The organism is Jiella sp. M17.18 (assembly GCF_041027365.1).
Classification (GTDB): domain Bacteria; phylum Pseudomonadota; class Alphaproteobacteria; order Rhizobiales; family Rhizobiaceae; genus VKMB-3413.
Window position 1 is genome coordinate 235,704 of sequence record NZ_JBFTEH010000003.1, and the last position, 24,341, is coordinate 260,044.

Consider the following 24,341-nt stretch of genomic DNA (forward strand, 5'->3'; position numbering starts at 1 on the left):
AAAGGTCACATCTGCCGGCGCCGGTATGGCTGCCGCAAAGACCGGGGCGGCGAGACCGAAAGAGCCGGGGAGACTTGCCGCGATCGTCACGGCTGCCCCGCCCGATCATCTTTAGCCATCGCTTTGTTTTCGTCCGGCTGCTATTCCGAGGACGAGGCGAGGTCATGCTTGGAGGCAAGAGCGTCAGTGGCTAGCGAAGCGCCGGTTCTGGAGCGACGGGCACCGCTCCCCTCGGCCTTGGCGGAGAACCGCCGATCCCTGTTGTCGATCGAGGGCCTGTCGGTGGAGTTCCGCTCCATGGCGGGCACGGTCAAGGCGGTGAACCGCGTCTCCATGGCCGTGGCGCCCGGCCGCACGGTCGCGCTGGTCGGCGAATCCGGTTCCGGCAAGTCCGTGACGTCGCAGGCGATCCTCGGCCTCCTGCCGAACAACGCTTTTGTCACCGAGGGGCGGATCCTGTTCGACGATCCCGAACTCGGCCGTCTGGATCTCGCCGCCCTGCCGCGCGTCTCGCCGCAGTTCCGGGCCGTCCGCGGCCGCTCGATCTCCATGGTCTTCCAAGAGCCGATGACCGCCTTCTCGCCGCTTCACACGCTCGGCGACCAGATCGGCGAGGTGCTGGCCGTCCACCGTCGTGCGGGGCGGGCCGAGATGGCCGAGACGGTGAAGGAGACGCTGCGTCTCGTCCAGTTCCCGGAGCCGGACCGGGCGCTGAGAATGTATCCGTTCGAGCTCTCCGGCGGCCTGCGCCAGCGCGCGATGATTGCCATGGCGCTGATCTGCCGCCCCGCCCTCCTGATCGCCGACGAGCCGACGACGGCGCTCGACGTCACGCTCCAGGCGCAGGTGCTGAAGCTCATGCGCGATCTCCAGGCCGAGCTGAAGATGGCGGTGCTGCTGATCACCCACGATCTCGGCGTCGTGGCGAACCTTGCCGAGGACGTGGTGGTCATGCATCACGGCCGCATCGTCGAGTCCGGTCCGACCGAGGCGATCTTCACCCGGCCGCAGCATCCCTATCTCGTCTCGCTGATGAAGGCAGTGCCGGACTTCGACACCGGCGTGCAGCGCCGGCTGACGCCGATCCGCGAGATCAAGATCGATCCCACCGCGCTGATGGGACGGACGTCCTGCGGCGTGCCGGGCGAGCCGCTGCTGACGGTCGAGAACCTTCGCAAGAGCTTCTCGCTGCGCGGCGACCGGCGCCTGTTCGGCCGCGCTCCGCTGCGGCGCATCCACGCCCTCGACGACGTGTCGCTGACCATCCGCCGCGGCGAAAGCGTCGGGCTGGTCGGCGAATCCGGCTCCGGGAAGACCACGCTGGCGCGCGCCATCATGCGGGCGGTGGACGTGGATTCCGGCAGGATCGTCCTGGACGGCCCCGGCGGGCCGGTCGACATCGTCGCCGCCGACCGGGCCGAACTGTTTTCCGTACGTCGGCGTATGCAATACGTCTTCCAGGACCCGTTCTCCTCGCTCGACCCGCGCATGACCGTCGGCGCCATCCTCGCCGAGCCGCTGGAGGTGCATGGCCTCGGCGACGGCGGGGAGCGGCGCGGGCGGGTGGAGCGGCTCCTGAAGGCCGTCGGGCTCGAGCCGAGCTATGCGTCGCGCTATCCCCACTCCTTCTCCGGCGGCCAGCGCCAGCGCATCGGCATCGCCCGCGCCCTGGCGCTGGAGCCGGAGATCCTCATCTGCGACGAGCCGGTGGCCGCGCTGGACGTCTCCGTGCAGGCGCAGATCCTCAACCTTCTGAAGGACCTGCAGGCGATCGCGGGGCTCACCTATCTGTTCATCTCGCACAATCTGGCGGTGGTGAACCACTTCGCCGACCGGATCGTGGTGATGTGCGACGGGGCGATCGTGGAGGCGGCGCCGCGGCGGGAGTTGTTTCGCGCGCCGCTGCACCCCTATACTCAGCTTCTGATGCGTGCCGTTCCCCATGCCGATCCGTCGCGCCCGCTCGACTTCGACCACCTGCCGCGCGCCGGCAAGATCGGCCGCCGCGACTGGCCGGCCCCGTTCACCGTGACGGCGGGCACCGAAAGGCCGCAGCTGCTCGAGGCGGCGCCGGGCCATTTCGTGCGCGCCGCGAGCCTCGATTTCGAGCCCGGCCGGGGATCTCTCGAGCCGGAGGCAATCGTCCTGCGAGGAGACGGGGCCTGAGATGGCCGCACCCGACGAACTCGACGCGTCGATCTTTCGCTATGTCTGGCGCTACACCCGGCGCCAGCAGCTCTGGCTGTTCGGCGTCCTCCTGGTCTCGCTGCCGCTCTACTATCTGACGCTCGACCTGCCGAAGCGGATCGTCAACGGCCCGATCCAGGGGCACTGGAAGCCGGGCCAGACCGACATGCTGTTCGCCTGGCACCTGTCGCTGCCGGGGTTCCTCGGCGGCGGCTCGTGGCAGATCTTCGACGGCTTCCAGGTCGGCCGGGTCGGCATGCTGGTCGGCCTCAGCCTGACCTTCCTGTTCTTCGTGATCGTCAACGGGCTCTTCAAGTTCTACCTGTCGAACTACAAGGGCCAACTCGGCGAGCGGCTCCTGCGCCGGCTGCGCTACCAGCTGGTCGACCGGGTGCTGCGCTTTCCGACGGGGCGCTTCAAGCAGATCCGCGGGCCCGAGATCGCCTCGATGATCAAGGACGAGACGGAGCCGGTCGGCGGCTTCGGCGGCAGCGCCTTCGCCGATCCGGCGCTGCTGCTCAGCCAGGCCGGCACGGCGCTGGTGTTCATCGTCCTGCAGAGCTACTGGCTGGGCGGCGTGGCGGTCGCCATCGTCGTCGTCCAGTTGCTCCTCATCCCGCGCCTGCGCCGCCGGCTCGTCGTGCTGGCGCGCTCGCGCCAGCTGACGGCCCGCATCCTGTCCGGCCGCATCGGCGAGGTGGTCGAGAGCATCGCCTCGATCCGCACCAACGACACCTCGAACTGGGAGCGGGCGGAACTCGGCGACCGGCTCGGCAAGATCCTCTGGATCCGCTACGCCTTCTTCCAGTGGAAGTTCTTCGTCAACTTCCTGAACAACCTGCTCGCCCAGATCACTCCCTTCATCTTCTACCTCGTCGGCGGCTATTTCGTCATCATCGGCCGGCTGGACATCGGGCAGCTGGTCGCGGTGATCGCCGCCTACAAGGACCTGCCCTCGCCGCTGAAGGATCTGATCGCCTGGGATCAGGGGCGCGTCGACGTGCAGTCGAAATACGCTCAGATCCGCGAGCAGTTCACGATGCCGAACCTCGTCGATTCCGAGGTTCAGAAGGTCACCTACGAGCGGCCGCCGCAGATCGGCCGCGAGATCGCCGTTGCGGGCCTCAAGATCACCGACGAGGCGGGCGGCGAACTCCTGCAGCCGACGAGCCTCAGGCTGACGCCCGGGGAGACGGTGGCGCTGGTCGGTCCCGTCGGCGGCGGCGGCGAATATCTCGCCGAGGCGCTGGTGCGCATGATGGAGACCTCCGGCGGCCGGATCACCGTCGACGGTCAGCCGCTCGACACCCTGCCCGAGGCCTTCGTCGGACGGCGCACCGCCTATGCGGTCTCGGGCCTCTATTTCGCGCAGATGACGATCCGCGACGCTCTCGTCTATGGCCTGCGGCACGTGCCGCTGCGGCGCGAGACGCGCATCGGCCGGGACGAGCAGGTGCGGCTCCAGGAGGCGCGGCTGTCGGGCAATATCGACCTCGACATCCGCGACGACTGGATCGACTACGAGGCGGCGGGGGTCGACGGACCGCAGGCTATAACGAAGCGCCTCTCCGAGGTCCTCGACATCGTCGACATGCGGATCGACGTCGCCCGGCTCGGGCTGCGGGACCGCGTCCCGGACGCGATGTTCGACGCGGTCGCGGACCGCATCCTGCGGGCGCGGGCGCGCTTTCGCGAGCGGCTCGAGGACGGGGGCGACGAGGAGTATTTCGAAAGCTTCGACCCCGTCGGCTATTCCCACTATGCGACGGTCGCGGAAAATCTCGTCTTCGGCATCGCCCGGCCGGAGCTGGAGGACGGGACGCCGCTGGCCGGCCGGCCGCAAATGGTGGCGCTCCTGCGCGACACCGGGCTCGACGCAACGCTGTTCGAGATGGGACGGCAGATCGCCGAGACGCTGATCGAGATCTTCGGCGACCTTTCGCCGGACAATCCGCTGCTCGAGAACATGGACCTGATGAGCCCTGACGAGGTCGAGTTCTACCGCGCGGCGCTGCGGCGCGTCGCCGGCGGCAAGGAGGTGGCGGCCAAGGACCGCCGAGCCTTCCACAGCCTCGCCTTCGGCTATGTCGAGCCGCGCCACCGGCTGGGACTTCTGACCGACGCCGTCCGCGCCGGCGTCCTTCGGGCCCGGCAGCGCTTCCTCGACGGCGTCGGCGGCGATCTCGGCGACGTCATCGCGGTCTACCGACCCGATGCGATCAATCCGGCGGCCAGCGTCCAGGACAACATCCTGTTCGGCCGCATCGTCACCCGCTTCGCCGAAGCGGCGGCGCGCATCAACACGGTGCTGATCGAGACGCTGCGGGAGACGGGGCTGTCGGAAGTGGTCTTCGAGATCGGCCTCGGCTTCGATATCGGCAGCGGTGCCAAGCGCCTGTCGGCGGGCCAGCAGCAGAAGCTCGGCGTCGCCCGGGCGCTGCTCAAGCGCCCCGATCTCCTGGTCATGAACCGGCCGCTCTCGGCGCTCGACGGACCGAGCCAGCGGCGCATTATCGAAAATGTCATCGAAGCGCGCGACAAGCTGGACGTTCCTCGGCAGATCGTCGTCTGGGTGCTGAGCAATGTCGAGCATTGCGACCTGTTCGAGCGAACCATCGAGTTCCGGGACGGCCGCTTGGTCGACCCGACCGCGCAGGCGGCGGATCGCGTCCGGGAGCCGGCATGACCGGACAAGCGGCGTGAGCGAAGGAACGGCAGGAGCGGCGGGAGGTATGGTGTAATGCTGCTGAAATCCGAGATGGATCTCCTACGATCCGTGCCGCTCTTTTCCGGCATCGAGCCGGCCCGGCTGAAGCTCATCGCCTACACCTCGGAATCGGTCTCCTATCGGCAGGACCAGATCCTGTGCCGGCAGGGCGAGCCGGGCGACTCGGCCTATGTCCTCGTCGAAGGGGAGGCGGACGTCTCGATCGCCACCGAAGCCGGAGACTATGTCGTCGCGCATCTGAAGGGCGGCGACGTCGTCGGCGAGATCGCCATCCTCTGCGACGTGCCGCGCACCGCCACCGTGACCGCCCGCACCCGCCTCTCCGCGCTGCGGATCCGCAAGGAGGCGTTCCTGCAGCTGGTCAGGCAGTTTCCGGAAGTGGCGACGGAGGTGATGCGGGGCCTCGCGGTGCGTCTGTCGCACACCAATGACGAACTCGCGCGGGCGCGCAACCTGGCCGCCGGCGGACAGGGCGGGAGCCGATGAGCCGCTTCGAGGCGACGATCTGGGGTGCGCGGGGCAGCATTTCGGCACCGGCCCAGCCGAACTGCGTCTTCGGCAGCGATACCAGCTGCGTCGAGGTGCGGTGCGGCGAGCGCACGCTGATCCTCGACGCCGGCACCGGGATCGTCGGCTGCGGGCGCCATCTCTACGAGACCCATGTCCAGGAGATCGACATCCTCCTGACCCACTGCCATTTCGACCATATCATGGGCCTGCCCTTCGTGATCCCGCTCTACAAGGATCACGTCTCTGCCCGCATCTTCGCCGGTCATTTCGAAGACGCGACCACGACGCGCAGCATGGTCGAGGGCTTCATGTGCCCGCCCTATTTCCCGGTGACGCCCAAGCAGTTCGCCGCGAAGATCGACTACCGCGACTTCCGCCCGCCCGACATCCTCGACCTCGGCGACGGCATCGTCGTGAAGACGGTCCGGCTGACCCATCCGAACGGCGCCGTCGGCTACCGCATCGACTATGACGGGCACTCGCTCTGCTACATCACCGACACCGAGCACGTGCCGGGAACGCTCGACCCGGGCATTCTCGACCTGATCGCCGGGGCGGATGCGATGATCTACGACAGCATGTATACGGACGAGACCTTCGGGCGCTATATCGGCTTCGGGCATTCCACCTGGCAACAGGGTGTTCGCCTCTGCCGTGCTGGCCAAGTCGCCCGGCTGATCATATTTCACCACGACGTCACACAGACCGACGACCGGCTGGAAGCCCTGGAGGCGACCGCCAGGGGCGCGTTTGCGGGGGCGAGCGTCGCGCGCACCGGTCTCACGATTTCGATCGGGGAGGGCGACCAACCGGCTTAAAGGGGCATGACATGGCGGGACTGGCGCAGCAGGTCGGCGACTGGCTCTTGCGCGAAGCGCTCGGCAAGCCGAGCGTCGAGAAGATCTTCGAGAAGCTCTGCTCGCGGCTGACCGGAATCGGCATCCCGATCGCGCGGGCGCGGCTCAACTGGCCGACGCTGCATCCGCTGTTCCGCGCCGAGATGGTGAAGTGGCAGCGCGACAACGGCGTCGCCGAGCTCGAGCATTTCCATCACCAGGACACCAACAGCGAGGCGTGGCAGAGGAGCCCGCTGCGCTACATGCTGGAGACCGACCTGCCCGTCCTTCGGCGGCGGCTGTCCGGCAAGGGCAAGCTCCTGGACTTCACCATCTTCGAGGAACTCTCCGAGCAGGGCTATACGGACTACGTCGCCTTCAAGACCGAATTCTCCCAGCCCGGCATGTTCATCGACAGCCGGATCACCGGCATCTTCGTCATCTGGGCGACGGACCGGCCGACGGGCTTCACCGACGAGGACATTTCGGTCCTGCAGGAGGTGCAGCTGACCTTCGCCCTGGTCTGCAAGACCATCATCCAGGCGCAGATCACGACGAACATCGTCGAGACCTATCTCGGGCGGCAGGCGGGGCGCAGCGTCCTGAAGGGCAACATCCGGCTCGGCGACGGCGCCACGACGCGGGCGCTGGTCTGGTATTCGGACCTGCGCAATTCCACCCGGCTGACCGGCAGCCTGCCGAGCGAGAAGTTCCTCGAACTCCTCAACGTCTATTTCGAGAGCGCGGCGCGGCCGGCGATCCTCGCCGGCGGCGAGGTGCTCGCCTTCATCGGCGACGCGGTGCTGGTGATCTTCCCGATCGACGAGGACACCGACACCGCCGCGCTGTCGCAGAAGATGCTGGAGGCGGTCGCCGAATCCTTCCGCATGCGCGACGTCGCCAATGCCGAGCGCCTGGAGAACGGGCTGGAGCCGATCGACTTCGGCATCGGCCTCAACATCGGCGAGGTCGTCTTCGGCAATATCGGCGTGCCGGAGCGGCTCGCCTTCACCGTCATCGGCTCGACCGTGACCGAGGTCGAGCGGATCGAGAAGCTGACCAAGACGCTGGAGCCGAACGTTCTGGCGACCGGCGAGGTCGCGGCGCTGATGCCGGGCCGCTGGGTCTCGGTCGGCCGCCATGCCCTGGAGGGCGTCGCGCATCCGGTGGAACTGTTCACGCCGGCCGTCCTGACGGACGCGGCGATGCTCGACGCGGCGGAGTGACCACGACCCGCTGGCGCACACCCGGCGCCGGCCCGTAGGTGCGCCGACCGGGCGCTCCCGGCAGGCCCGGCCTTGCTCAATGCTGGTGCGGGTCGATCGCGTCGCGCAGCCCGTCGCCAACGAAGGAGAAGGCGAGCACCGTCAGCACCACCGGCAGCATCGGCAGGAGCAGCCAGGGATAGAGCGCCACCGCCTCGATGTTCTGCGCCTCCGACAGGAGCACGCCCCAGGAGGTGATCGGCGGCCTGAGGCCGAGGCCGAGGAACGATAGCGCGGTCTCGGCGAGGATCATCGTCGGGATCGACAGCGAGGCCGAGGCGATCAGGTGGCTCATGAAATTCGGCAGCAGGTGCCGGAAGATGATCCGACGCGGGCTGGCGCCCAGCATCTCCGCCGCGACGACGAAATCCTCCTCGCGCAGCGCGAAGAGCTTTGAGCGCACGGCGCGGGCGAGGCCCGGCCAGTCGAGCAGCGCCAGGATCAGCGTGATCCCGAAATAGACCAGCAGCGGGCTCCAGGTGAGCGGCAGCGCCGCCGACAGCGCCAGCCACAGCGGAAGCTCCGGGATCGAGCGGAGGATTTCGGTGATCCGCTGCACCGCAGCGTCGACCCAGCCGCCGAAATAGCCGGCGAGCCCGCCGATGGTGATGCCGAGGATGAAGCTCAAGGTGACGCCGACGAGGCCGACGGTCAGCGATATCCGGGCGCCGTACAGGATGCGGGACAGCATGTCGCGGCCGAGCCGGTCGGTGCCGAGCAGGAACAGCGTGCCCCCCTGCGGCGGGCAGACGAGATGGGTGTCGGCGGCGAACAGGCCCCAGAAGGAATAGGCGTCGCCCTTGCAGAAGAAGCCGAGCGGCAGCGGCCGGCTCCTGTCCTCGGTGTAGGTGCGGCGCAGCGTGTCGAGGTCGAGCTTGTAGTCCAGCGGATAGACGAAGGGGCTGACGAAGGCGCCGTCGTGGAACAGATGGACGGCCTGCGGCGGCGCGAAGATGAAATCGGTGTGGCGCGTGTGCAGATCGTAGGGCGCGAGGAACTCGACGATCAAGATCGAGGCGTAGCTGACGAGGAGAAAGATCAGCGAGACGAGGGCGATCCGGTGCCGGATGAAGCGCCACCAGATCAGCTTCGCCTGCGAAGCCTTGGCATAGGTCTCGGAGACGACCGAGCCGGCGGCGACCGTCGCTTCCGGGTCGAAGGGTTCGGTGGAAACGAAGTGTTCGGTGAGACTCATCGGGCGGGGCGCAGGCCGAGACGGATACGGGGGTCGAGGACCGCCAGCAGGAGGTCGGAGACGAACATGCCGACCACCGTCAGCACCGCAAGGAACATCAGGAACGAGCCGGCGAGATACATGTCCTGGCTGCGCAGCGAGGAGAGCAGCATCGGGCCCGTGGTCGGCAGGCTCATCACCGCCGAGATGATCACCGACCCCGAGACGATCTGCGGCAGGATCGAGCCGAGATCGGCGATGAACGGGTTCAGCGCCATACGCAGCGGGTATTTGAACAGCAGCCGCCGCTCGGAGAGACCCTTGGCCCGGGCGGTGACGACATATTGCCGGTTCAGCTCGTCGAGGAGATTGGCCCGCAGCCGCCGGATCATGCCCGCGGTGCCGGCCGTGCCGATCACCAGCACCGGCACCCACAGGTGCGAGCCGACCGAGGCGAGCTTGCCCATCGACCAGGGCGCGTCGATGTATTCCGGCGCCATCAGCCCGCCGATCGAGGTGCCGAACCAGACATTGGCGAGGTAGAGCAGGATCAGCGCCAGGAGGAAGTTCGGCGTCGCAAGGCCGAGGAAGCCGAGGAAGGAGAGGCCGTAGTCGCTCCAGGAATACTGGTGCGTCGCCGAATAGATGCCGATCGGGAAGGAGACGAGGTAGACGAAGGCGACGGTCGCCGCGTTGAGCAGCAGCGTCAGCGGCATGCGCTCGCCGACGACGTCCGCGACCGGCTGGTTGTACTCGAAGGAATAGCCGAGATTGCCGTGCAGCAGACCGGTGACCCAGACGAGATACTGCTGCCACATCGGCTTGTCCAAGCCGTACTGCTCGCGCAGGAAGGCGATCTGGTCGGCGGTGACCTTCTGGCCTTCGGCCTGGATCTCGGCGATGTAGCTGGTGAGATAGTCGCCCGGCGGCAGCTGGATGATGATGAAGATCAGGACGCTGATCACCAGCAGCGTGAAGATCATGGTGACGAGGCGGCTCGCGAGATAGCGGATCACGGGCGGCGTTCCGCGGTGTTCACGGACGGGCAGTCGAACCAGAACGTGTCGGGGTGATAGATGCCGAAGAAGGCTCCGGGGTCGTAATTGTAGACGCCCCGCTTCGGCACGCCCTGGAGACGGTCGGCGACGACGACCAGCTGATCGACATCGGAGACGATGCCGATGGTGAAGACCTGGTTGGCGGAGATTTCGAGCATTTCCTTCCAGATTTCCGCCTGCTTGGCCGGGTCGACGGTCTGCCGCCACTGTTTGCGCAAGGCGATCAGCCGCCGGACGGCGGCGAGCTCGGGATCGCTGTCGGAGGGCTTTTCGCCTCCGGTGCCGCCGGTCTCGACCCACATGCCGAAGCCCGGCCACTGCAGCTGTTCCGCGGTCGACGGCGCCAGAGCCGCAGGATCCGTCTCGGCGTTCGGCAGGCCGTTGTCGAGGCCGGTCCAGACCGAGATCAGCGTCGAGCCGGCCTTGATGCGGTTCCGGAAGATCTCGCGCTGGGACTCCCGGATCAGGAGTTCGATGCCGATCTTGCGCCAGTCGTCGCGCACGAGCTGCAGGACGTCCGCCTGCTCGCGCTCCTCGCCGGCGGTCTCGACCACGATCCGCATCTCGCGCCCGTCCGGCAGGAGGCGCAGGCCGCTCGGGCCGCGCTTGTAGCCGAGCTTGTCGAGCAGCCGGTTGGCCTCGTCCGGATCATAGCTCGCCCAGAGCGTGCGCAGCTTCGGCTCGAACAGCGGCGAGCCTGGCAGGACGGTGTTGTTGCCGGGATCGGCGAGGCCGTAGAAGATCGCCTTGTTGATGTCGCCGCGGTTGATCGCGAGCGACAGCGCGCGGCGGAAGTCCGCCTGGCGGATCACCTTGCGCCAGACCGGGTCCTTCACGTTGAGGTTCGGATAGAGCGCGACATGCGAACCGCGGCCGGACCGCCAGCGGCGCAGTTGATAGTGCGAGCGCTTCTCGCCGCGCTTCAGGAACGGGTAGTTCTGGAAGGACAGGTAGGCGGCCTGCAGGTCGGATTCGCCGTTGGCGACCTTGGCCGGGATCAGCGCCGGGTTGGAGATCGTCAGCGCGACCTCGTCGATATAGGGAAGCTGCCGCCCCTCGCGGTCGACCCGGAAGAAGTAGGGGTTGCGCTTGAAGATCAGCCGTTCGGACGGCATCTCGGTCGTCAGCATCCAGGGCTCGAGCGTCGGCAGATCCGGATTGTCGTTGCGCTGGGCCCGGTCCTTCTTGAAGTGCAGCGCCGCCCAGTTGCGCTGTCCGGACTTCTCCACCATCGCCTTCAGCTTGGCCGGGTCCTGGTACTTGGCGTGATACTTCTTGAGGTAATGGGCGGGGCGATAGATGTCGAAGGGATTGGCGGCGGCGAGCGAGGCGAGGAAGTTCGGGTTCGGCTTCGACCAGGCGTATCGCACGGTGTACTTGTCGGGGAAGGAGACCTGCGGCTCCTCGCCGTCGACCAGAAGTTCCGCCGGCACGCCGAACTTGGCGATCATCTTGTTCTTCGCCATGTCCTCCCAGAAATAGCGGAAGTCCTCCGAGGTGAACGGCTTGCCGTCCGACCATTTCATGCCCGGCCGCAGGTGGAAGGTGAAGATCCGCCCTTCCTCCACGGTGTAGCTCTCGGCGATGTCCGGCACGATGTTGTAGTGCTCGTCATAGCCGACGAGGCGGGCGTAGCCGTAGACCGGCAGGAGCCGGGTATCCTTGGCGTTGCCGGCGAGCATGCGCAGCGTGCCGCCGAGTTGGGCGGCGGGGCAGGCGCTGTCGGCCGCCATGACGCGGGGAGCCGGGGGCAGACGCTCGGCGAGCGGCGGCAGGTCGCCCTTCGCGACGGCCGGCGCAAGGCTCGCCGGCTCGGGCGCGGCGGCCGGTGCCGCCGGAGCTGCCGCAGCCGCGGGCGCGGCCGGTGCCGCGATCGCGCTGCCGGCGGACATGGAAAAGAGCAAAGCGAAGGCCACGCGGCAGCACCGCGCCCGCATTCTCTCCCCACCCAACCGTCGAAGCATTCCGGCATCCTCGTCTTCGGCCGGGAGAGTAAGCTTTGCCCGGCCGCGCCTGTCAAATGGCTTGTCGCAGAGATCGCCCATCGGAATGATGACAGGTGCCGGAGTGTCCCCGCCCCGGCCCTTGCGGGAGGGGCGGGGGCGCGCCTACATGGGGTGCACGTCCGGGGAGAGACGATCGGCCGCAGACCTGCGGCAGACGACAGAGAAGAGGCCGAAACCCGCGTGACCGGACGCATCGCCATCCTCGTCAAGGGCTATCCGCGGCTCTCGGAGACCTTCATCGCGCAGGAGATCGCGGGGCTGGAGGATCGCGGCATCGACCAGCTGATCGTCTCGCTGCGCCATCCGACCGAGGGCAAGGTGCACCCCGTGCACCGCAAGATCACCGCCGACGTGCTCTACCTGCCGGAATATCTGAAGGACGATCCGAAGCGCGTCGCCGCCGGACGCGCCTTCGCCGAGCGCCAGCCGGGCTATGCCAAAGCGCGGGCGCTGTTCGAAGCGGATCTGAAGCGCGACCCGACGGCCAACCGGCACCGCCGCTTCGGCCAGGCCTGCGTGCTCGCGCACGAGCTCCCTGCCGACATTTCCTGGCTGCACACGCACTATCTGCACACCCCGGCCTCGGTCGCCCGCTACGCCGCGACCATCCTCGGCCTCTCCTGGTCGTTCTCCGCGCATGCCAAGGACATCTGGACGAGCCCGGAATGGGAGCTGGAGGAGAAGCTGGCGGATGCCGCCTTCGGCGTCACCTGCACGCGGTCCAACCTCGACTATCTGCGCTCCCTCAGCGACGAGCCGCGCAAGGTCGAGCTGGTCTATCACGGGCTCGACCTTTCCGAAGTGCGGCCGCGCGAACGGCCGGTGGAGGCGGCCAGCCCCTTCCGCATCGTCTCGGTCGGCCGGACGGTCGAGAAGAAGGGGTTTGCCGATCTCGTCCGCGCGCTCGCCCGGCTGAAGGACCGCGACTGGCGCTTCGACCATGTCGGCGGCGGGCCGCTCACCGGCCAGCTGAAGCTGCAGGCGGAGAAGGCCGGCATATCCGACCGCATCACCTGGCACGGCACGCTCGACCGCCGCGGGATCTTCGGCCTGCTCGCCGAAAGCGACCTCTTCGTCCTGCCGGCGCGGATCGCCCGCAGCGGCGATCGCGACGGCCTGCCGAACGTCCTGATGGAGGCGCAGGCGCACCGCCTGCCGGTGGTCTCGACCCGCGTCTCGGCGATTCCGGAACTCGTCGAGGACGGGACGACCGGTCTCCTGGTCGAGGAGCGCGACCCGAAGGCGCTCGCCGCGGCGATCGCCCGGCTGATGGACGACCCGGCGCTGGCGCGGCGGCTCGGCGATGCCGGCGAGCGCCGCGTCCGACAGACCTTTTCGCCGGAACCGGGGATCGACCACGTTGCGGCGCTCCTGCGAAGCGCGGCGCGGGCGAAGGCCGCGTGAACGCCTTTTCCCGCTCCCGCGAGCGTCTGGCCGCGATGGCGGATTCGGGGCGCTCCGTGCGGGTCTGGTGGCGCGACGACGACGCCCGCTGGCCGACGCGCCCCCTGTCACGGCTCCTGTCGTTGCAGGCAGAGACCGGTCTGCCGCTGGCGCTGGCTGTCGTTCCGGAAGGGGCGGAGCCGAGCCTTGCCGAGGCGCTGGCGGGGGCGCCGGACATCGCGGTGCTGCTGCACGGCTGGCGCCACGCCAACCACGCGCCGGAAGGGGAGAAGCGGGCCGAATACGGGGATCATCGGCCCGCGTCGGCCATGGCCGACGAGATCGCGGCCGGCCGGGACCGTCTGGCGAGCCTGTTCGGCGAGCGCTTCCTGCCGGTCTTCGTCCCGCCCTGGAACCGAATCGGCGGCGACGCGAAGGGTCTCCTGTCGGGTCTCGGCCTCCCGGTGCTCTCCGTCTACGGACCGGCTGCCGCAGGCAGCCCGGCGAAGCTCAACACCCATCTCGACATCATGAACTGGAGCGCGATGCGCGGCCTGTCGCTGGATGCGCTCGATGCGCGCCTTGCGGCCGAGCTGGAGCGTCGCTTGCTGCCGGCGTCGGATGGCGAGCCGGAGCCGCTCGGCCTCCTGACCCATCATCTCCAGCACGACGATCGCGCCTGGTACGGCCTGGAGCATCTGCTGGCGCTGCTGTTGGACTGGCCAAGCGCCGTTCGATGGCCGCCGATCCGCGAGCTGATCGCGCAGGCGACGCAATCGCGCCCCGGCGCCTGAGGCGCCGGAGAGGTCGGTCGTCGGACAGGCCGGCATCGACCTGCGGGCCACGAGGCGGGCTTACGCCTCGTGGATGTTCGGCAGGTCCTTTCGCCGCTCCTCCGGGTCCGGCTCGATCGCCGGCCCGCCCGTCCCCGGCTCCTTGATGTCGTCCGGCTCGGTGAGGTCGTCGGTGTCGTCCGGATCGATCTCCGGGACGATGTCCCTCGGCGGCGGCCCGCCCTTGCCGGGATCGATGATGCCTGGGTCGATGTTCGACATGGCGTCACTCCTTCGTTCGGGCATTCATCGGCTAATCCCTTGGCGGCGCTGATGTTCCCCGCGATCGACGCGGCGCTCCCCGAGGCGTCGGCGGAGGCAGGCGCCTTTGCGGCGATCGCGGCTTCCGCGCGCGGGTCAGAGCGCGATCCGGCTCTGCAGCAATTCGCCGGTTCGCTCCAGCACGGGATAGGCCGCGGCGGCCACGATGTGCGAGTTGACCAGCTTGAAGTCGCGCAGCAGTTCCAGCGTCAGCGCGCTGGTGCGTGCGGCTTCCGTGCGGCCGGATCGCAGCCGCTCGAAATGCGAGAGCGTCGCTGACGTCTCGGCCTCGCGGAAGGCGACCTTCTCGTCGGCGAGAAGCCGTGCGGCGCGCGGATCGTCCGTCATGAACAGCGAGGCGGCGGTCCTGAGGTTGACGATCAGCCGGTCGATCAGCGCGCCCAGCCGCGCCTCCTCCCCCTTCGAGAAGGAGAGCCCGCGCTTCAGCCGCTTGGAGGCATGCGCCAGCAGATTGCGATCCACGACATCGCCGGCATATTCGAGATGCATGGTGAAGGTCAGGATCTCGTTCAGCCGGCGGTGGTCGGCCGGCCCGAGATCGTCGGGGTCGATCGACGTCAGATAGGTCTTGATGGCGGTGTTCAGCCTGTCGAGCACGTCGTCGCGCCGCTTGGCTTCCGAGATGATGCCGCGGTCTCCCTTGAGCAACGCGTCGCGCACGTCGATCAGCATCGCCTCGAGGACGTCGGCGAGCCGCAGGGCCTCGCGGGCGGCGCCGCCGAGCGCGACGATCGGCGACTCCTTCGCAGCCGGATCGAGATAGAGCGGCGTCGACGGATCGGCCGGATCGATCCGGTGCGGCAGGAGACGGCGCAGGATCGCCGCATAGGGCGTCAGGAGCGGCAGGAAGAGGGCTGCGACGGCGACGTTGAACAGCATGTGGAAGTTCGCCACCGCACGGGCGGGATCCGGGTCGAGCTGCAGGACGAGGCGGCTCAGCGGATCGAGGGCGACGAGCGCCAGGGCGATGCCGACGCCGCGGGTGACGAGATTGCCGAGCGGCAGCCGCCGGGCCGCCGGATCGTCGCCGGACGGACCTTCCAAAACAGGATTGACCGCCGTGCCGAGATTGGCGCCGAGGACGAGCGCGAAGGCCGCTTCCGGCGGCACGACGCCGTTCGCCGCGAGCGACATCACCAGGAGCACCACGGCGACGCTGGAATGCGCCGCCCAGGTGAGGCCCGCCGCCAGGAAGACGTCGAGCAGGGGCTTGGTCGACACCGCTCCGAGCAGGAGCTGCAGGGACGGGGCGTGTTCGAAACCCTTCATCAGTTCGAGCAGCTGGTGGAGCGCGAGGAGCATCAGCCCGAGCCCTATGAAGACCCGGCCGAGATCATGGACCCCGGGGCTCGATTCGCGCCGGAACATCATCACGCCGATGAGGATCAGCGCCGGCGAGGCCGCCGAAGCGTCGAAGGAGAAGGCCTGCACGATGAGGGTCGTGCCGACATTGGCGCCGAGCATCACCGCGAGCGCGGGAACGAGCGCCACAACCTCCCCGGCTGCCAGGCTCGCGGTCATCAGGCCGGTCGCCGTGCTGCTCTGCAGGACCGCGGTGACGCCGAGACCCACCAGGAACGCCCGCACCCGGTCCCGCAGCGCATGCGCCAGCGCCGTGCGCAGGCCGGCGCCGAAGGTCCGCTGGATCCCGGTCTTCACCATGTGCGTCCCCCAGAGGAGGAGCGCGATGAAGCCGGCAAGGTCGAGGAGGGGAGATAGCATGTGTGGGAGGTCACTCTCCGCGTGTCGGATTTGCCCGGAAGCACGCCCGCGGGATTGTGCTTTTCCGGGGGCGGATGCGCAAGCGTTGCGCTGTCCGCCGCTTTTTTAGGCTGTCACCGAACCTTCATGATTGTGTTACCTGCCCGTTTTGGAGCAGACTTAAGCAGGCGGCTTGGACAGCTCGGCAACAGGGCCAGAGGGTCGCTCCAACGGTGAGGAAATTGATGATCCATACGAAACTCGGCTTGGCTGCAGCATTCGCTGTCGCCGCAGCATTCTCGACCGCCGCGCAGGCGCAGACCCAGATCACCTGGTGGCACTCGATGGGCGGCGCCAACGGCAAGAAGCTGGAAGAGATCGTCGACAAGTTCAACAAGTCGCAGAGCGACTACAAGGTCGTCCCGATCAACAAGGGCACCTATTCCGAATCGATGACCGCGGCGATCGCCGCCTTCCGCGCCGGCCAGCAGCCGGACATCCTGCAGGTCTTCGAGGTCGGCACCGGCACCTTCATGGCCGCCAAGCAGGCCATCTATCCGGTCCAGCAGCTGATGAAGGACGAGGGCGAGAAGTTCGATCCCAGCGACTACCTGCCGACCGTGACCGGCTACTACCAGACCGGCGGCGGCGAACTCCTGTCGTTCCCGTTCAACTCCTCGACGCCGATCCTCTACTACAACAAGGACGCCTTCAAGAAGGCCGGCCTCGATCCGTCGCAGCCGCCGAAGACCTGGAGCGAGCTCGCCGACGACGCGCAGAAGATCGTCACGTCCGGCGCCGCCAAGTGCGGCCTCACCACCACCTGGCCGTCCTGGATCAATGTCGAGAACCTTTCGGCCTGGAACAACACGCCGCTCGCCACCGAGCAGAACGGCATGGCCGGCGTGGACGCCAAGTTCGTCTTTGCCGACAAGGGCCTGATCCCGCGCCACTGGGCGAATCTCGTGAAGTGGCAGAAGTCCGGCGTCTACCAGTATCGCGGCCGCGCCTCCGATGCCGGGCCGAGCTTCACCTCCGGCGACTGCGCCATGGAGCTGGAATCCTCCGCCGGCCGCGCCGCGATCCTCCAGACGTCGAAGTTCGACGTCGGCTTCGGCATGATGCCCTACTACAAGGACGTTCAGGGCGCGCCGCAGAACTCGATTATCGGCGGCGCCTCGCTGTGGGTGCTGCGCGGCAAGCCGGACGACCACTACAAGGGCATCGCCAAGTTCTTCTCCTTCCTCTCGAAGCCCGAGATCCAGGCCGAGTGGCACCAGTTCACCGGCTACCTGCCGATCACCAAGGCGGCCTACGAGCTGTCGAAGAAGCAGGGCTATTACGAGAAGAACCCGGGCGCGGAGATCGCCATCAAGGAGATCAACCTGAACGCGCCGAAGGACTACACGAAGGGCCTGCGCTTCGGCAATTTCGTGCAGATCCGCCAGATGTTCGAGGAGCAGCTGGAAGCCGCGCTCGGCGGCAAGAAGTCGGCCGAACAGGCGGCCAAGGACGCCCAGGAGACCGGCAACAAGATGCTGCGCGAGTTCCAGGCGCAGCAGCAGTAAGCCGCCCCGGCTTCGATTCATCCGGTCCCGCGCGCCTTCGCGCGGGACCGTTTCCTTTCCCTCCTGACGAACGGTCTCGATGGCGGAAAAGCGCGTCGTCTTTCGCGGCTGGTGGTTCCCCGGCCTGCTCCTCCTGCCGCAGTTGGCGATCACCTTCATCTTCTTCGTCTGGCCGGCGGCCCAGGCGGTGCGGCAGTCCTTCTATCGCGCCGACGCCTTCGGGTTCGGCGAGCACTTCGTCGGCCTCGGCAACTATGCGAGCCTGTTCACCTCCGCGAACTACCTCGCATCGATCGAGACGACCGTCGTCTTCTCGCTCGGCGTGACCGCCCTGACGCTCGTCGTCTCGCTGGCCTTCGCCGCGGCCGTCGACCGGCTGATCCGCTCGGGCGGCGTCTATACCGCCATGCTGGTCTGGCCCTATGCGATCGCGCCGGCCGTCGCGGGCGTCCTGTGGTGGTTCATGTTCGATCCCTCGATCGGGATCCTCGCATACTGGCTGCGCGTCGCCGGCATTCCCTGGAACAACCTCCTCGACGGCACCGACGCGATGATCCTCGTCGTCATCGCCTCGGCCTGGCGGCAGATCCCCTACAACTTCATCTTCTTCCTCGCGGGCCTGCAGTCGATTCCGCGCTCGCTGCACGAAGCGGCGGCGATCGACGGCGCGAGCCCGGTGAAGCGCTTCTTCACCATCGTCCTGCCGCTGCTCTCGCCGACCATGTTCTTCCTGATCGTCATCGACATCGTCTACGCCTTCTTCGAGACCTTCGCCGTCATCGACGCGACGACGCAGGGTGGGCCCGGCCAGGCGACGACGACGCTGGTCTACAAGACCTTCGCCGACGGCTTCCTCAGCCAGAACTTCGGCTCCTCCGCCGCCCAGTCGGTGATCCTGACGGCCATCGTCGTGGTGCTCACCGTCATCCAGTTCCGCTTCGTCGAGCGGCGCGTCCACTACTGAGGATCGTCGTCAGAATGGTCGAAAACCGTCCCTGGCTCACCGTCATGACGCATGTCGTCCTGATCCTCGGCCTCGCCATCGTGCTGTTCCCCGTCTGGGTCGCCTTCGTCGCCTCGACGCACCCGGCCGACCGCTTCGTCACCGGCGTCATCCCGCTCCTGCCGGGCTCCAGCCTCATCGACAACTATCGCATGGTGCTGTCGGCCGGCGCGCAGCAGAACGGCCTGCCGCCGGTCGGGCCGATGCTCCTCAACAGCCTGGTGATGGCGCTCGGCATCGCCATCGGCAAGATCATCATCTCGCTGCTGTCCGCCTTCGCCATCGTCTATTTCCGGTTTCCGTTCCGCATGGCGGCGTTCTGGATCATCTTCCTGACGCTGATGCTGCCGGTCGAGGTGCGCATCGTGCCGACCTATCAGGTGATCGCCGACCTCCACATGCTGAACTCCTATGCCGGCCTCACCGTCCCGCTGATCGCCTCGGCGACGGCGACCTTCCTCTACCGCCAGTTCTTCCTGACGATCCCGGACGAACTCGCCGAGGCCGCCCGCATCGACGGCGCCGGCCCGTTCAAGTTTCTCAAGGACATCGCGATCCCGCTGTCGCGCACCTCGACCGAGGCGCTGTTCGTGATCCTCTTCATCTACGGCTGGAACCAGTATCTGTGGCCGCTGCTGGTGACCACCGATCCGAACTACTACACGGTGGTGATGGGCATCCGCCGGGTGGCGCAGGCCGCCGACCAGGAACCCCTGTGGAACCTGATCATGGCGGTGGCGATCCTGGCGCTCTTGCCGCCGGTGATCGTCGTCATCGCCATGCAGAAGCTGTTCGTGCGCGGCCTCGTCGAAACGGAGAAGTGACATCATGGCCGGCATCGAACTGACCGACGTCAGGAAGGTCTATCCGGGCCGCGTCGAAGCGGTGAAGGGCGTCTCGCTGTCGATCCCCGACGGCCATTTCGTCGTCCTCGTCGGCCCGTCGGGCTGCGGCAAGTCGACCCTCCTCAGGATGGTCGCGGGCCTCGAGACGATCTCGTCGGGCACGGTCACCATCGGCGAGCGCGTCGTCAATGCGCTGGAGCCCGCCGAACGCGACATCGCGATGGTGTTCCAGAACTACGCGCTCTACCCGCATATGTCGGTGCGCCAGAACCTCGAATACGGCCTGAAGAACCGCAAGATGGACAAGGCCGAGCGGCAGCGGCGGATCGCCGAGGCGGCGCGCATCCTGGAGGTCGAGACGCTGCTCGACCGCAAGCCGCGCGAGCTCTCCGGCGGCCAGCGCCAGCGCGTCGCCATGGGCCGGGCCATCGTGCGCGACCCGGCGGCCTTCCTCTTCGACGAGCCGCTGTCGAACCTCGACGCCAAGCTGCGCGTGCAGATGCGCGCCGAGATCCGCCAGCTGCAGCGGCGGCTGAAGACCACCAGCCTCTACGTCACCCACGACCAGCTGGAGGCGATGACGCTCGCCGACACGCTGGTCGTGCTGAACGGCGGCCAGATCGAGCAGGTCGGCACGCCCATGGAGGTCTATGCGGAGCCGGCGAGCCTCTTCGTCGCGACCTTCATCGGCTCGCCGCCGATGAACCTGATCCCGCTGTCGGAGAGCGTCGCGCCGCTCTTTGCGAGCGTCGCCTCGCCTTCGTCGCGACGCGTCACGCTCGGCGTGCGGCCGGAGAGCGTGCGGCTCCTCGGCGAGGGCGAAGCGGCGTCGGCGGCAGAAACCGCCTTCGACCTGACCGTCACCGGCGTCGAGGTGGTCGGGGCGGAGAGCTATGTCTACGGCGCGCTCGGCGAGGAGCGGGTCGAGATCGCGGTGCGGGTGCCCGGCTACAGCCATCTGGAGCCGGGAACGCAGGTGCGCGCGGCGGCGCCGCTGGACGCCTTCCACCGCTTCGACAGCGAGACGGGCAAGCGGATCGACTGACGCCGGCATCGACGTCGGTTCGGAAGGCGGGCCGACGAGGCGCAGGGCGCGGCGGCGAAGGAGGCACCGCCCTTCCTCTCCCCCATGGGGAGAGGGTGGCTGCGAAGCAGCCGGGTGAGGGGGCCTGCGCCGAGGGCTGCGGGATGACGAAGAGCCACCGGCGCTCCATCGTCCTTGCTGCGCGACGCCCCTCATCCCCTGCCGGGACTTTTCCCCACGGGGGAGAAGAAGCAGCGGAGGCGTTGCGGCGGAATCCGGTGCGAGGGCTCCGGGATCCTCTCGTCCCTCAGCGGGGACCTGCCCTTACGCCTTCCAGGTGCGTTCCAGCACGCTCAGCCAGTTCTCGTGGGCGATCTTCTGGATCAGCGCCTGACCGTAGCCGTGCCGCTCCAGCGCCTCGAACAGTCTCGGCAGGCCGGCGGCATCGCCGATCGGCTTCGGGACCACCGCTCCGTCGAAGTCGGAGCCGAGCGCGACGCCGTCCTCGCCGAGGCGCTCCACCAGCCCGTCGAGATGGCGCACCATCACCGCGATCTCCGTGTCGGCGTTCATCGCGCCGTCCTCGCGCAGGAAGGCGGTGGCGAAGTTCAGCCCGACGACGCCCTTCGATTCCGCGATCGCGGCGAGCTGGCGGTCGGTGAGGTTGCGGCTGACAGGGCAGAGCGCGTGGACGTTGGAGTGCGTCGCCACCAGCGGCGCGGCGGAGAGCCGCGCGACGTCCCAGAAGCCCTTCTCGTTCAGATGCGACAGGTCGAGCAGGATGCCGAGCTCGTTGCAGCGCTTCACCAGCCGGGTTCCCGCCTCGGTCAGGCCGTCGCCGATGTCCGGCGAGGAGGGGAAGCACATCGGCACGCCGTGGGCGAAGATGTTGTTGCGACTCCAGACCATGCCGATGGAGCGCAGGCCCGCGGCATGCAGCACGTCGAGCATCCGAAGGTCGGCGTCGATCGCCTCGGCGCCCTCGATGTGCATCACCGCCGCCATTGCGCCCGCGTCCCAGGCCGAGCGGATGTCGGCGACGGAGCGGCAGACCCTGAAGCGGCCGCCCGAGCCGCGCTCCAGCCGGAACAGGATCGCCGCCATGCCGATCGTCGCGGCCTCCGCGACGGCGGTCTCCAGCGGCACGGGCAGCGGATACTGGTACCCGCCCTTCGGCATGCGGTCGAGGTCGAGCTTGTCGCGCGGCGAGGGCGGGAAGATCGCGAACAGCCCGCCGCGCAGGCCCCCCGCCTCGGCCTTCTTCAGGTCGATGTGGCCGGGGGCCGTGCCGGCGAGGAACGCGTCGACGGCTTCCTGCGTGCCGTCCATGTAGAGGCGCAGGAGCGAATCATTGTGGCCGTCGAAGACAAGCGGAGCGGTCATGGTCGGGATCCTTCGAAGAGGCGGGGTTGCTGCCGAATGTGTCGGTTCACCGGGCGGCTTCCCGGACGCCGAGGGACTCCACCAGCGGATGGACCGTGGTCCCTCGGCACCGGGGATGATCGCGCGTCAGATCGCGACCGTCCATCGCTGATTCTCCGGGTGACCCGGCCCTTCGGGCCTTTGCAGCCGATGAGGAGATCGACCGATTCCTCCGCCGGCGTCAACTGCCTGCGACGACGCCGGTCCCGCTGGCCTGCTCCGCCTCGAACGCCGCCCGATCCGCGAAGCCCATCCGCAGGATCGTCGCCAGGCTTTCGACGTCCTGCCACTGCGGCGCGATCGCCGGACCGGCATAGTCCGGCATGCCGTAGCCAGCGGGATAGGCGGCGACGTCGACGCGTTGCACCAGCGTCCCCGCGAGCGCGCGCATCGCTTCGGCTTGGGCCGGCGTGCCCTTCAGCGCATCCAGGTCCACCCGCGTGTTGATGATCGGCATGATGTGCCTCCCTACGGCAGATGAAGATGGTCGCAGCGGCCGCGCGCCCCGACGCTAAAGATCGAGTCCGAGGGGGCGGTGGCCCAGCCCGACGCGCGCGAACCCGCGATCACGCCGTTGGTCCAGTCCGCCCCCAGGAGCACGACATTGGGCTGATTGTAGACTTGGCCACGCCCTTCGACGGTATCGGCCCACGCGGCTCCGGCGTTTGGCCCGCCAAATTCGTTCCCCCATATCCAAAGGCATCCGGACGATTGGCAGATGCCCCATTTCGACGTGAAGGATTGATCGGCATTCGACGAGCCGGCATTGGTCGTGCCGAGCCCCGTGGTGACCGGATCATTGCCGCGCGATACGGCTTCCTTGGTTCCGAACGCCGCAGCAGCGAAATCAGCATAGTCGAGCGGGCACTTTCCGGTCGAGCCAAGCAATTCAACGGCCTCGTACCATGTGAAGCTGCCATAAGTCGTCGTCCCGTCGCCACCGAACATTGCCGGAACCTTCGGCGGGTTCGACCCATCCGCGATCGTGACGCCGGAGCGCGACGACCCGTCCGCATCGACATTGACGCCGGTCAGATAGATGTCACACCAGAACCGCCCGGCGACGAGGGCCATGCCGCGCGGATCGGCGCAGGCCGGCCGCCACTTCAGGTCCCACAGGCTGTAAGGATTGATCTGCGGCACCGCATCGCCGCCGGTGTTGTAGCCCGTCGCGTTGCCGCCCGGCGCATAGTGGAAACCGCCGATCTGCCGGCTGTTGGCGGTGGTATAGCCGGACGGGGCGGAAAAGTTCGCGTCGGCCCGCAGCGACCCGTCCGAACAGGCATAGACCGCATAATCGGTTCCGGCCGCGAGCGCCGGCATCGTGATGGACGTCGCCGCCGTGAAGGAATGGATCAGTCCCGCTACCTCGATCAGCGTCCCGGCCTTCAGCTGCAGGCTGGCGCTGCCGGTCCGGATGAAGGCGACGCTGCCGGCATCGGCCTTGCGGAACAGGCCGGTGACCATGTCCTTCACCGCGCCGGCCTGCGCAAAGGTCACGCGCCCGCTGGCGCGATCGACGGACAGCGCGTCGAAGAAGGCCGAGCCGTCCGGCGAGACCTTCAGGCGGAAGTCGTCGTCGCCATAGAGCCCCATCAGCGCGCGGGTCGAATAGCCGGTCTGGAAGTTGAAGCCGGCGTCCTTGCCCGCCGCCTGCTTGTTGAACGTGCCGAGCACGCTGCCGTTGCCGGTCCCTGAGACGTCGTCATGGCTGATCAGCACCGCCGAGGTCTTCACCGCCAGGCGGTTGAAGTCGTCCGCTGCGGTGTTGACGCCGAGCTTCCGGATCGTCCCGTCGGCGAGGCCGGCCGTGTCGAGGGAAGTCGTCCAGGCCGTGCCGTCGAACACCAGCAGCCTTTCCTCGTCGGCGACAAAGGCGCGCCATCCGGCCTGCGGCGCATATCCGGTGAAGGCGCCATCCTCGAAGGCGGCGATGCATCCGTCGCCGACGCCCCATGCCGATGCCGCCCCGGCCGGCACGATGAAGCGTGCTCCCTCTGCCGGCGCTGCCGGTGGCTGTGCCTGGGATCGGCTGGCCACGGCGAGATGCACCAGCGTGTCCAGCATGCGGATCGCCTCGTTGTGGGTCACATGCTTCTGCGCCTGCGCCGCCTGGATGAAGGGTAGCGTCAGATTGGCGCTGGTCTCGCTCGTCATTGCCTCTGTCTCCCCGCCGCCCTTCGCGGCGTCTCATGCCTCGGGTCACGCTCGGCGCGGGGCTGTTGCCCTTCGTCCGGGTGAGATCGTGTTCGAACACGAGCCGATGGTAGCTGCGGCGCGGCAGGGGAGGATAAAGTTGGTGCACACGGCACGCCGGCGGTGCCCTCGATCTCGGAACGGCGGCGAAGACCAACGCGAAGGATCAGAAACACTCCCCGGGGCAGGAGCATCGGTGACGGCTTCACGGCTTTCGGGCGGCGCCGGATGAAGATAAACCGGCGGCATCGCTTGCGCGATCGCCTCGGCGGCAGAACTATGGCACCTGCGTCGGCCTGTTGACCCGCGGCCGGCGACGA

19 protein-coding genes are annotated in these 24,341 nt (G+C 67.9%); 11 read left to right on the plus strand and 8 right to left on the minus strand.

Annotated elements, in window-relative coordinates:
• The first annotated feature begins 186 nt into the window (after nt 1-186).
• The 5 genes from AB5S17_RS07510 to AB5S17_RS07530 are packed head-to-tail and all read left to right on the plus strand — an operon-like array spanning nt 187 to nt 7,487.
• Entirely contained in the window at nt 187-2,166 is a 1,980-nt protein-coding gene (locus AB5S17_RS07510) for a dipeptide ABC transporter ATP-binding protein (protein WP_369237800.1), read from the plus strand.
• 1 nt (nt 2,167) lies between these two features.
• Nucleotides 2,168-4,873, plus strand: coding sequence for an ATP-binding cassette domain-containing protein (locus AB5S17_RS07515; RefSeq protein WP_369237802.1), 2,706 nt, complete (start codon nt 2,168-2,170; stop codon nt 4,871-4,873).
• Between the two features lie 54 nt (nt 4,874-4,927).
• Nucleotides 4,928-5,401, plus strand: a complete 474-nt coding sequence (locus AB5S17_RS07520) for a cyclic nucleotide-binding domain-containing protein (RefSeq protein ID WP_369237804.1) — start codon at nt 4,928-4,930, stop codon at nt 5,399-5,401.
• Nucleotides 5,398-6,243: an MBL fold metallo-hydrolase gene (locus tag AB5S17_RS07525; protein WP_369237806.1), complete on the plus strand. Its 846-nt coding sequence runs from the start codon at nt 5,398-5,400 to the stop codon at nt 6,241-6,243. Before AB5S17_RS07520 ends, AB5S17_RS07525 begins: the two co-directional genes overlap by 4 nt.
• A gap of 11 nt (nt 6,244-6,254) precedes the next feature.
• Nucleotides 6,255-7,487 carry an adenylate/guanylate cyclase domain-containing protein gene (locus tag AB5S17_RS07530; RefSeq protein WP_369237808.1) on the plus strand — a complete coding sequence of 411 codons (1,233 nt, stop codon included), beginning with the start codon at nt 6,255-6,257 and terminating at the stop codon, nt 7,485-7,487.
• Nucleotides 7,488-7,563: 76 nt separating this feature from the next.
• Here the strand turns inward: AB5S17_RS07530 and AB5S17_RS07535 are convergent, their stop codons facing one another.
• Genes AB5S17_RS07535 through AB5S17_RS07545 form a run of 3 tightly spaced genes read right to left on the minus strand, consistent with a single transcriptional unit; the run spans nt 7,564 to nt 11,674 of the window.
• Nucleotides 7,564-8,721: an ABC transporter permease gene (locus AB5S17_RS07535; RefSeq protein ID WP_369237810.1), complete on the minus strand. Its 1,158-nt coding sequence runs from the start codon at nt 8,719-8,721 to the stop codon at nt 7,564-7,566.
• Nucleotides 8,718-9,716 carry an ABC transporter permease gene (locus tag AB5S17_RS07540; RefSeq protein WP_369237812.1) on the minus strand — a complete coding sequence of 333 codons (999 nt, stop codon included), beginning with the start codon at nt 9,714-9,716 and terminating at the stop codon, nt 8,718-8,720. The genes AB5S17_RS07535 and AB5S17_RS07540 overlap by 4 nt, the downstream gene beginning before the upstream one ends.
• Nucleotides 9,713-11,674, minus strand: a complete 1,962-nt coding sequence (locus AB5S17_RS07545; RefSeq protein ID WP_369237814.1) for an ABC transporter substrate-binding protein — start codon at nt 11,672-11,674, stop codon at nt 9,713-9,715. Before AB5S17_RS07545 ends, AB5S17_RS07540 begins: the two co-directional genes overlap by 4 nt.
• A gap of 270 nt (nt 11,675-11,944) precedes the next feature.
• Here AB5S17_RS07545 and AB5S17_RS07550 point away from each other — a divergent pair, with 270 nt between their 5' ends.
• Both AB5S17_RS07550 and AB5S17_RS07555 read left to right on the plus strand, forming a co-directional pair.
• The gene (locus AB5S17_RS07550) at nt 11,945-13,168 is read left to right on the plus strand and encodes a glycosyltransferase family 4 protein (protein WP_369237816.1); all 1,224 of its coding nucleotides are present in this window, start codon (nt 11,945-11,947) and stop codon (nt 13,166-13,168) included.
• A complete protein-coding gene (locus AB5S17_RS07555; RefSeq protein WP_369237818.1) occupies nt 13,165-13,941 on the plus strand; it encodes a polysaccharide deacetylase family protein in 777 nt (258 codons plus the stop codon). Before AB5S17_RS07550 ends, AB5S17_RS07555 begins: the two co-directional genes overlap by 4 nt.
• Before the next feature lie 60 nt (nt 13,942-14,001).
• On the opposite strand, the gene AB5S17_RS07560 is transcribed toward AB5S17_RS07555, so the two are convergent.
• A complete protein-coding gene (locus AB5S17_RS07560) occupies nt 14,002-14,202 on the minus strand; it encodes a hypothetical protein (protein ID WP_369237820.1) in 201 nt (66 codons plus the stop codon).
• A 135-nt stretch (nt 14,203-14,337) separates the two neighbouring features.
• The gene (locus AB5S17_RS07565; protein ID WP_369237822.1) at nt 14,338-15,984 is read right to left on the minus strand and encodes a Na/Pi cotransporter family protein; all 1,647 of its coding nucleotides are present in this window, start codon (nt 15,982-15,984) and stop codon (nt 14,338-14,340) included.
• 224 nt (nt 15,985-16,208) lie between these two features.
• Here AB5S17_RS07565 and ugpB point away from each other — a divergent pair, with 224 nt between their 5' ends.
• From ugpB to AB5S17_RS07585, 4 genes are all read left to right on the plus strand, one after another.
• Nucleotides 16,209-17,531: a sn-glycerol-3-phosphate ABC transporter substrate-binding protein UgpB gene (gene ugpB / locus AB5S17_RS07570; RefSeq protein WP_369237824.1), complete on the plus strand. Its 1,323-nt coding sequence runs from the start codon at nt 16,209-16,211 to the stop codon at nt 17,529-17,531.
• A gap of 79 nt (nt 17,532-17,610) precedes the next feature.
• Complete coding sequence (gene ugpA, locus AB5S17_RS07575; protein ID WP_369237826.1) at nt 17,611-18,495, plus strand: sn-glycerol-3-phosphate ABC transporter permease UgpA; 885 nt, start codon at nt 17,611-17,613, stop codon at nt 18,493-18,495.
• Between the two features lie 14 nt (nt 18,496-18,509).
• Nucleotides 18,510-19,358, plus strand: a complete 849-nt coding sequence (gene ugpE, locus AB5S17_RS07580) for a sn-glycerol-3-phosphate ABC transporter permease UgpE (protein WP_369237828.1) — start codon at nt 18,510-18,512, stop codon at nt 19,356-19,358.
• Nucleotides 19,359-19,362: 4 nt separating this feature from the next.
• Nucleotides 19,363-20,424: a sn-glycerol-3-phosphate import ATP-binding protein UgpC gene (locus AB5S17_RS07585; protein ID WP_369237830.1), complete on the plus strand. Its 1,062-nt coding sequence runs from the start codon at nt 19,363-19,365 to the stop codon at nt 20,422-20,424.
• A gap of 303 nt (nt 20,425-20,727) precedes the next feature.
• Here the strand turns inward: AB5S17_RS07585 and AB5S17_RS07590 are convergent, their stop codons facing one another.
• The 3 genes from AB5S17_RS07590 to AB5S17_RS07600 form a co-directional block, all read right to left on the minus strand.
• Complete coding sequence (locus AB5S17_RS07590; protein ID WP_369237832.1) at nt 20,728-21,786, minus strand: dipeptidase; 1,059 nt, start codon at nt 21,784-21,786, stop codon at nt 20,728-20,730.
• A gap of 220 nt (nt 21,787-22,006) precedes the next feature.
• Nucleotides 22,007-22,282 (minus strand): hypothetical protein, encoded by a 276-nt coding sequence (locus AB5S17_RS07595; protein ID WP_369237834.1) that lies wholly within the window; start codon nt 22,280-22,282, stop codon nt 22,007-22,009.
• An 11-nt stretch (nt 22,283-22,293) separates the two neighbouring features.
• Nucleotides 22,294-23,982, minus strand: a complete 1,689-nt coding sequence (locus AB5S17_RS07600) for a DUF2793 domain-containing protein (protein ID WP_369237836.1) — start codon at nt 23,980-23,982, stop codon at nt 22,294-22,296.
• Nucleotides 23,983-24,341 lie beyond the last annotated feature (359 nt).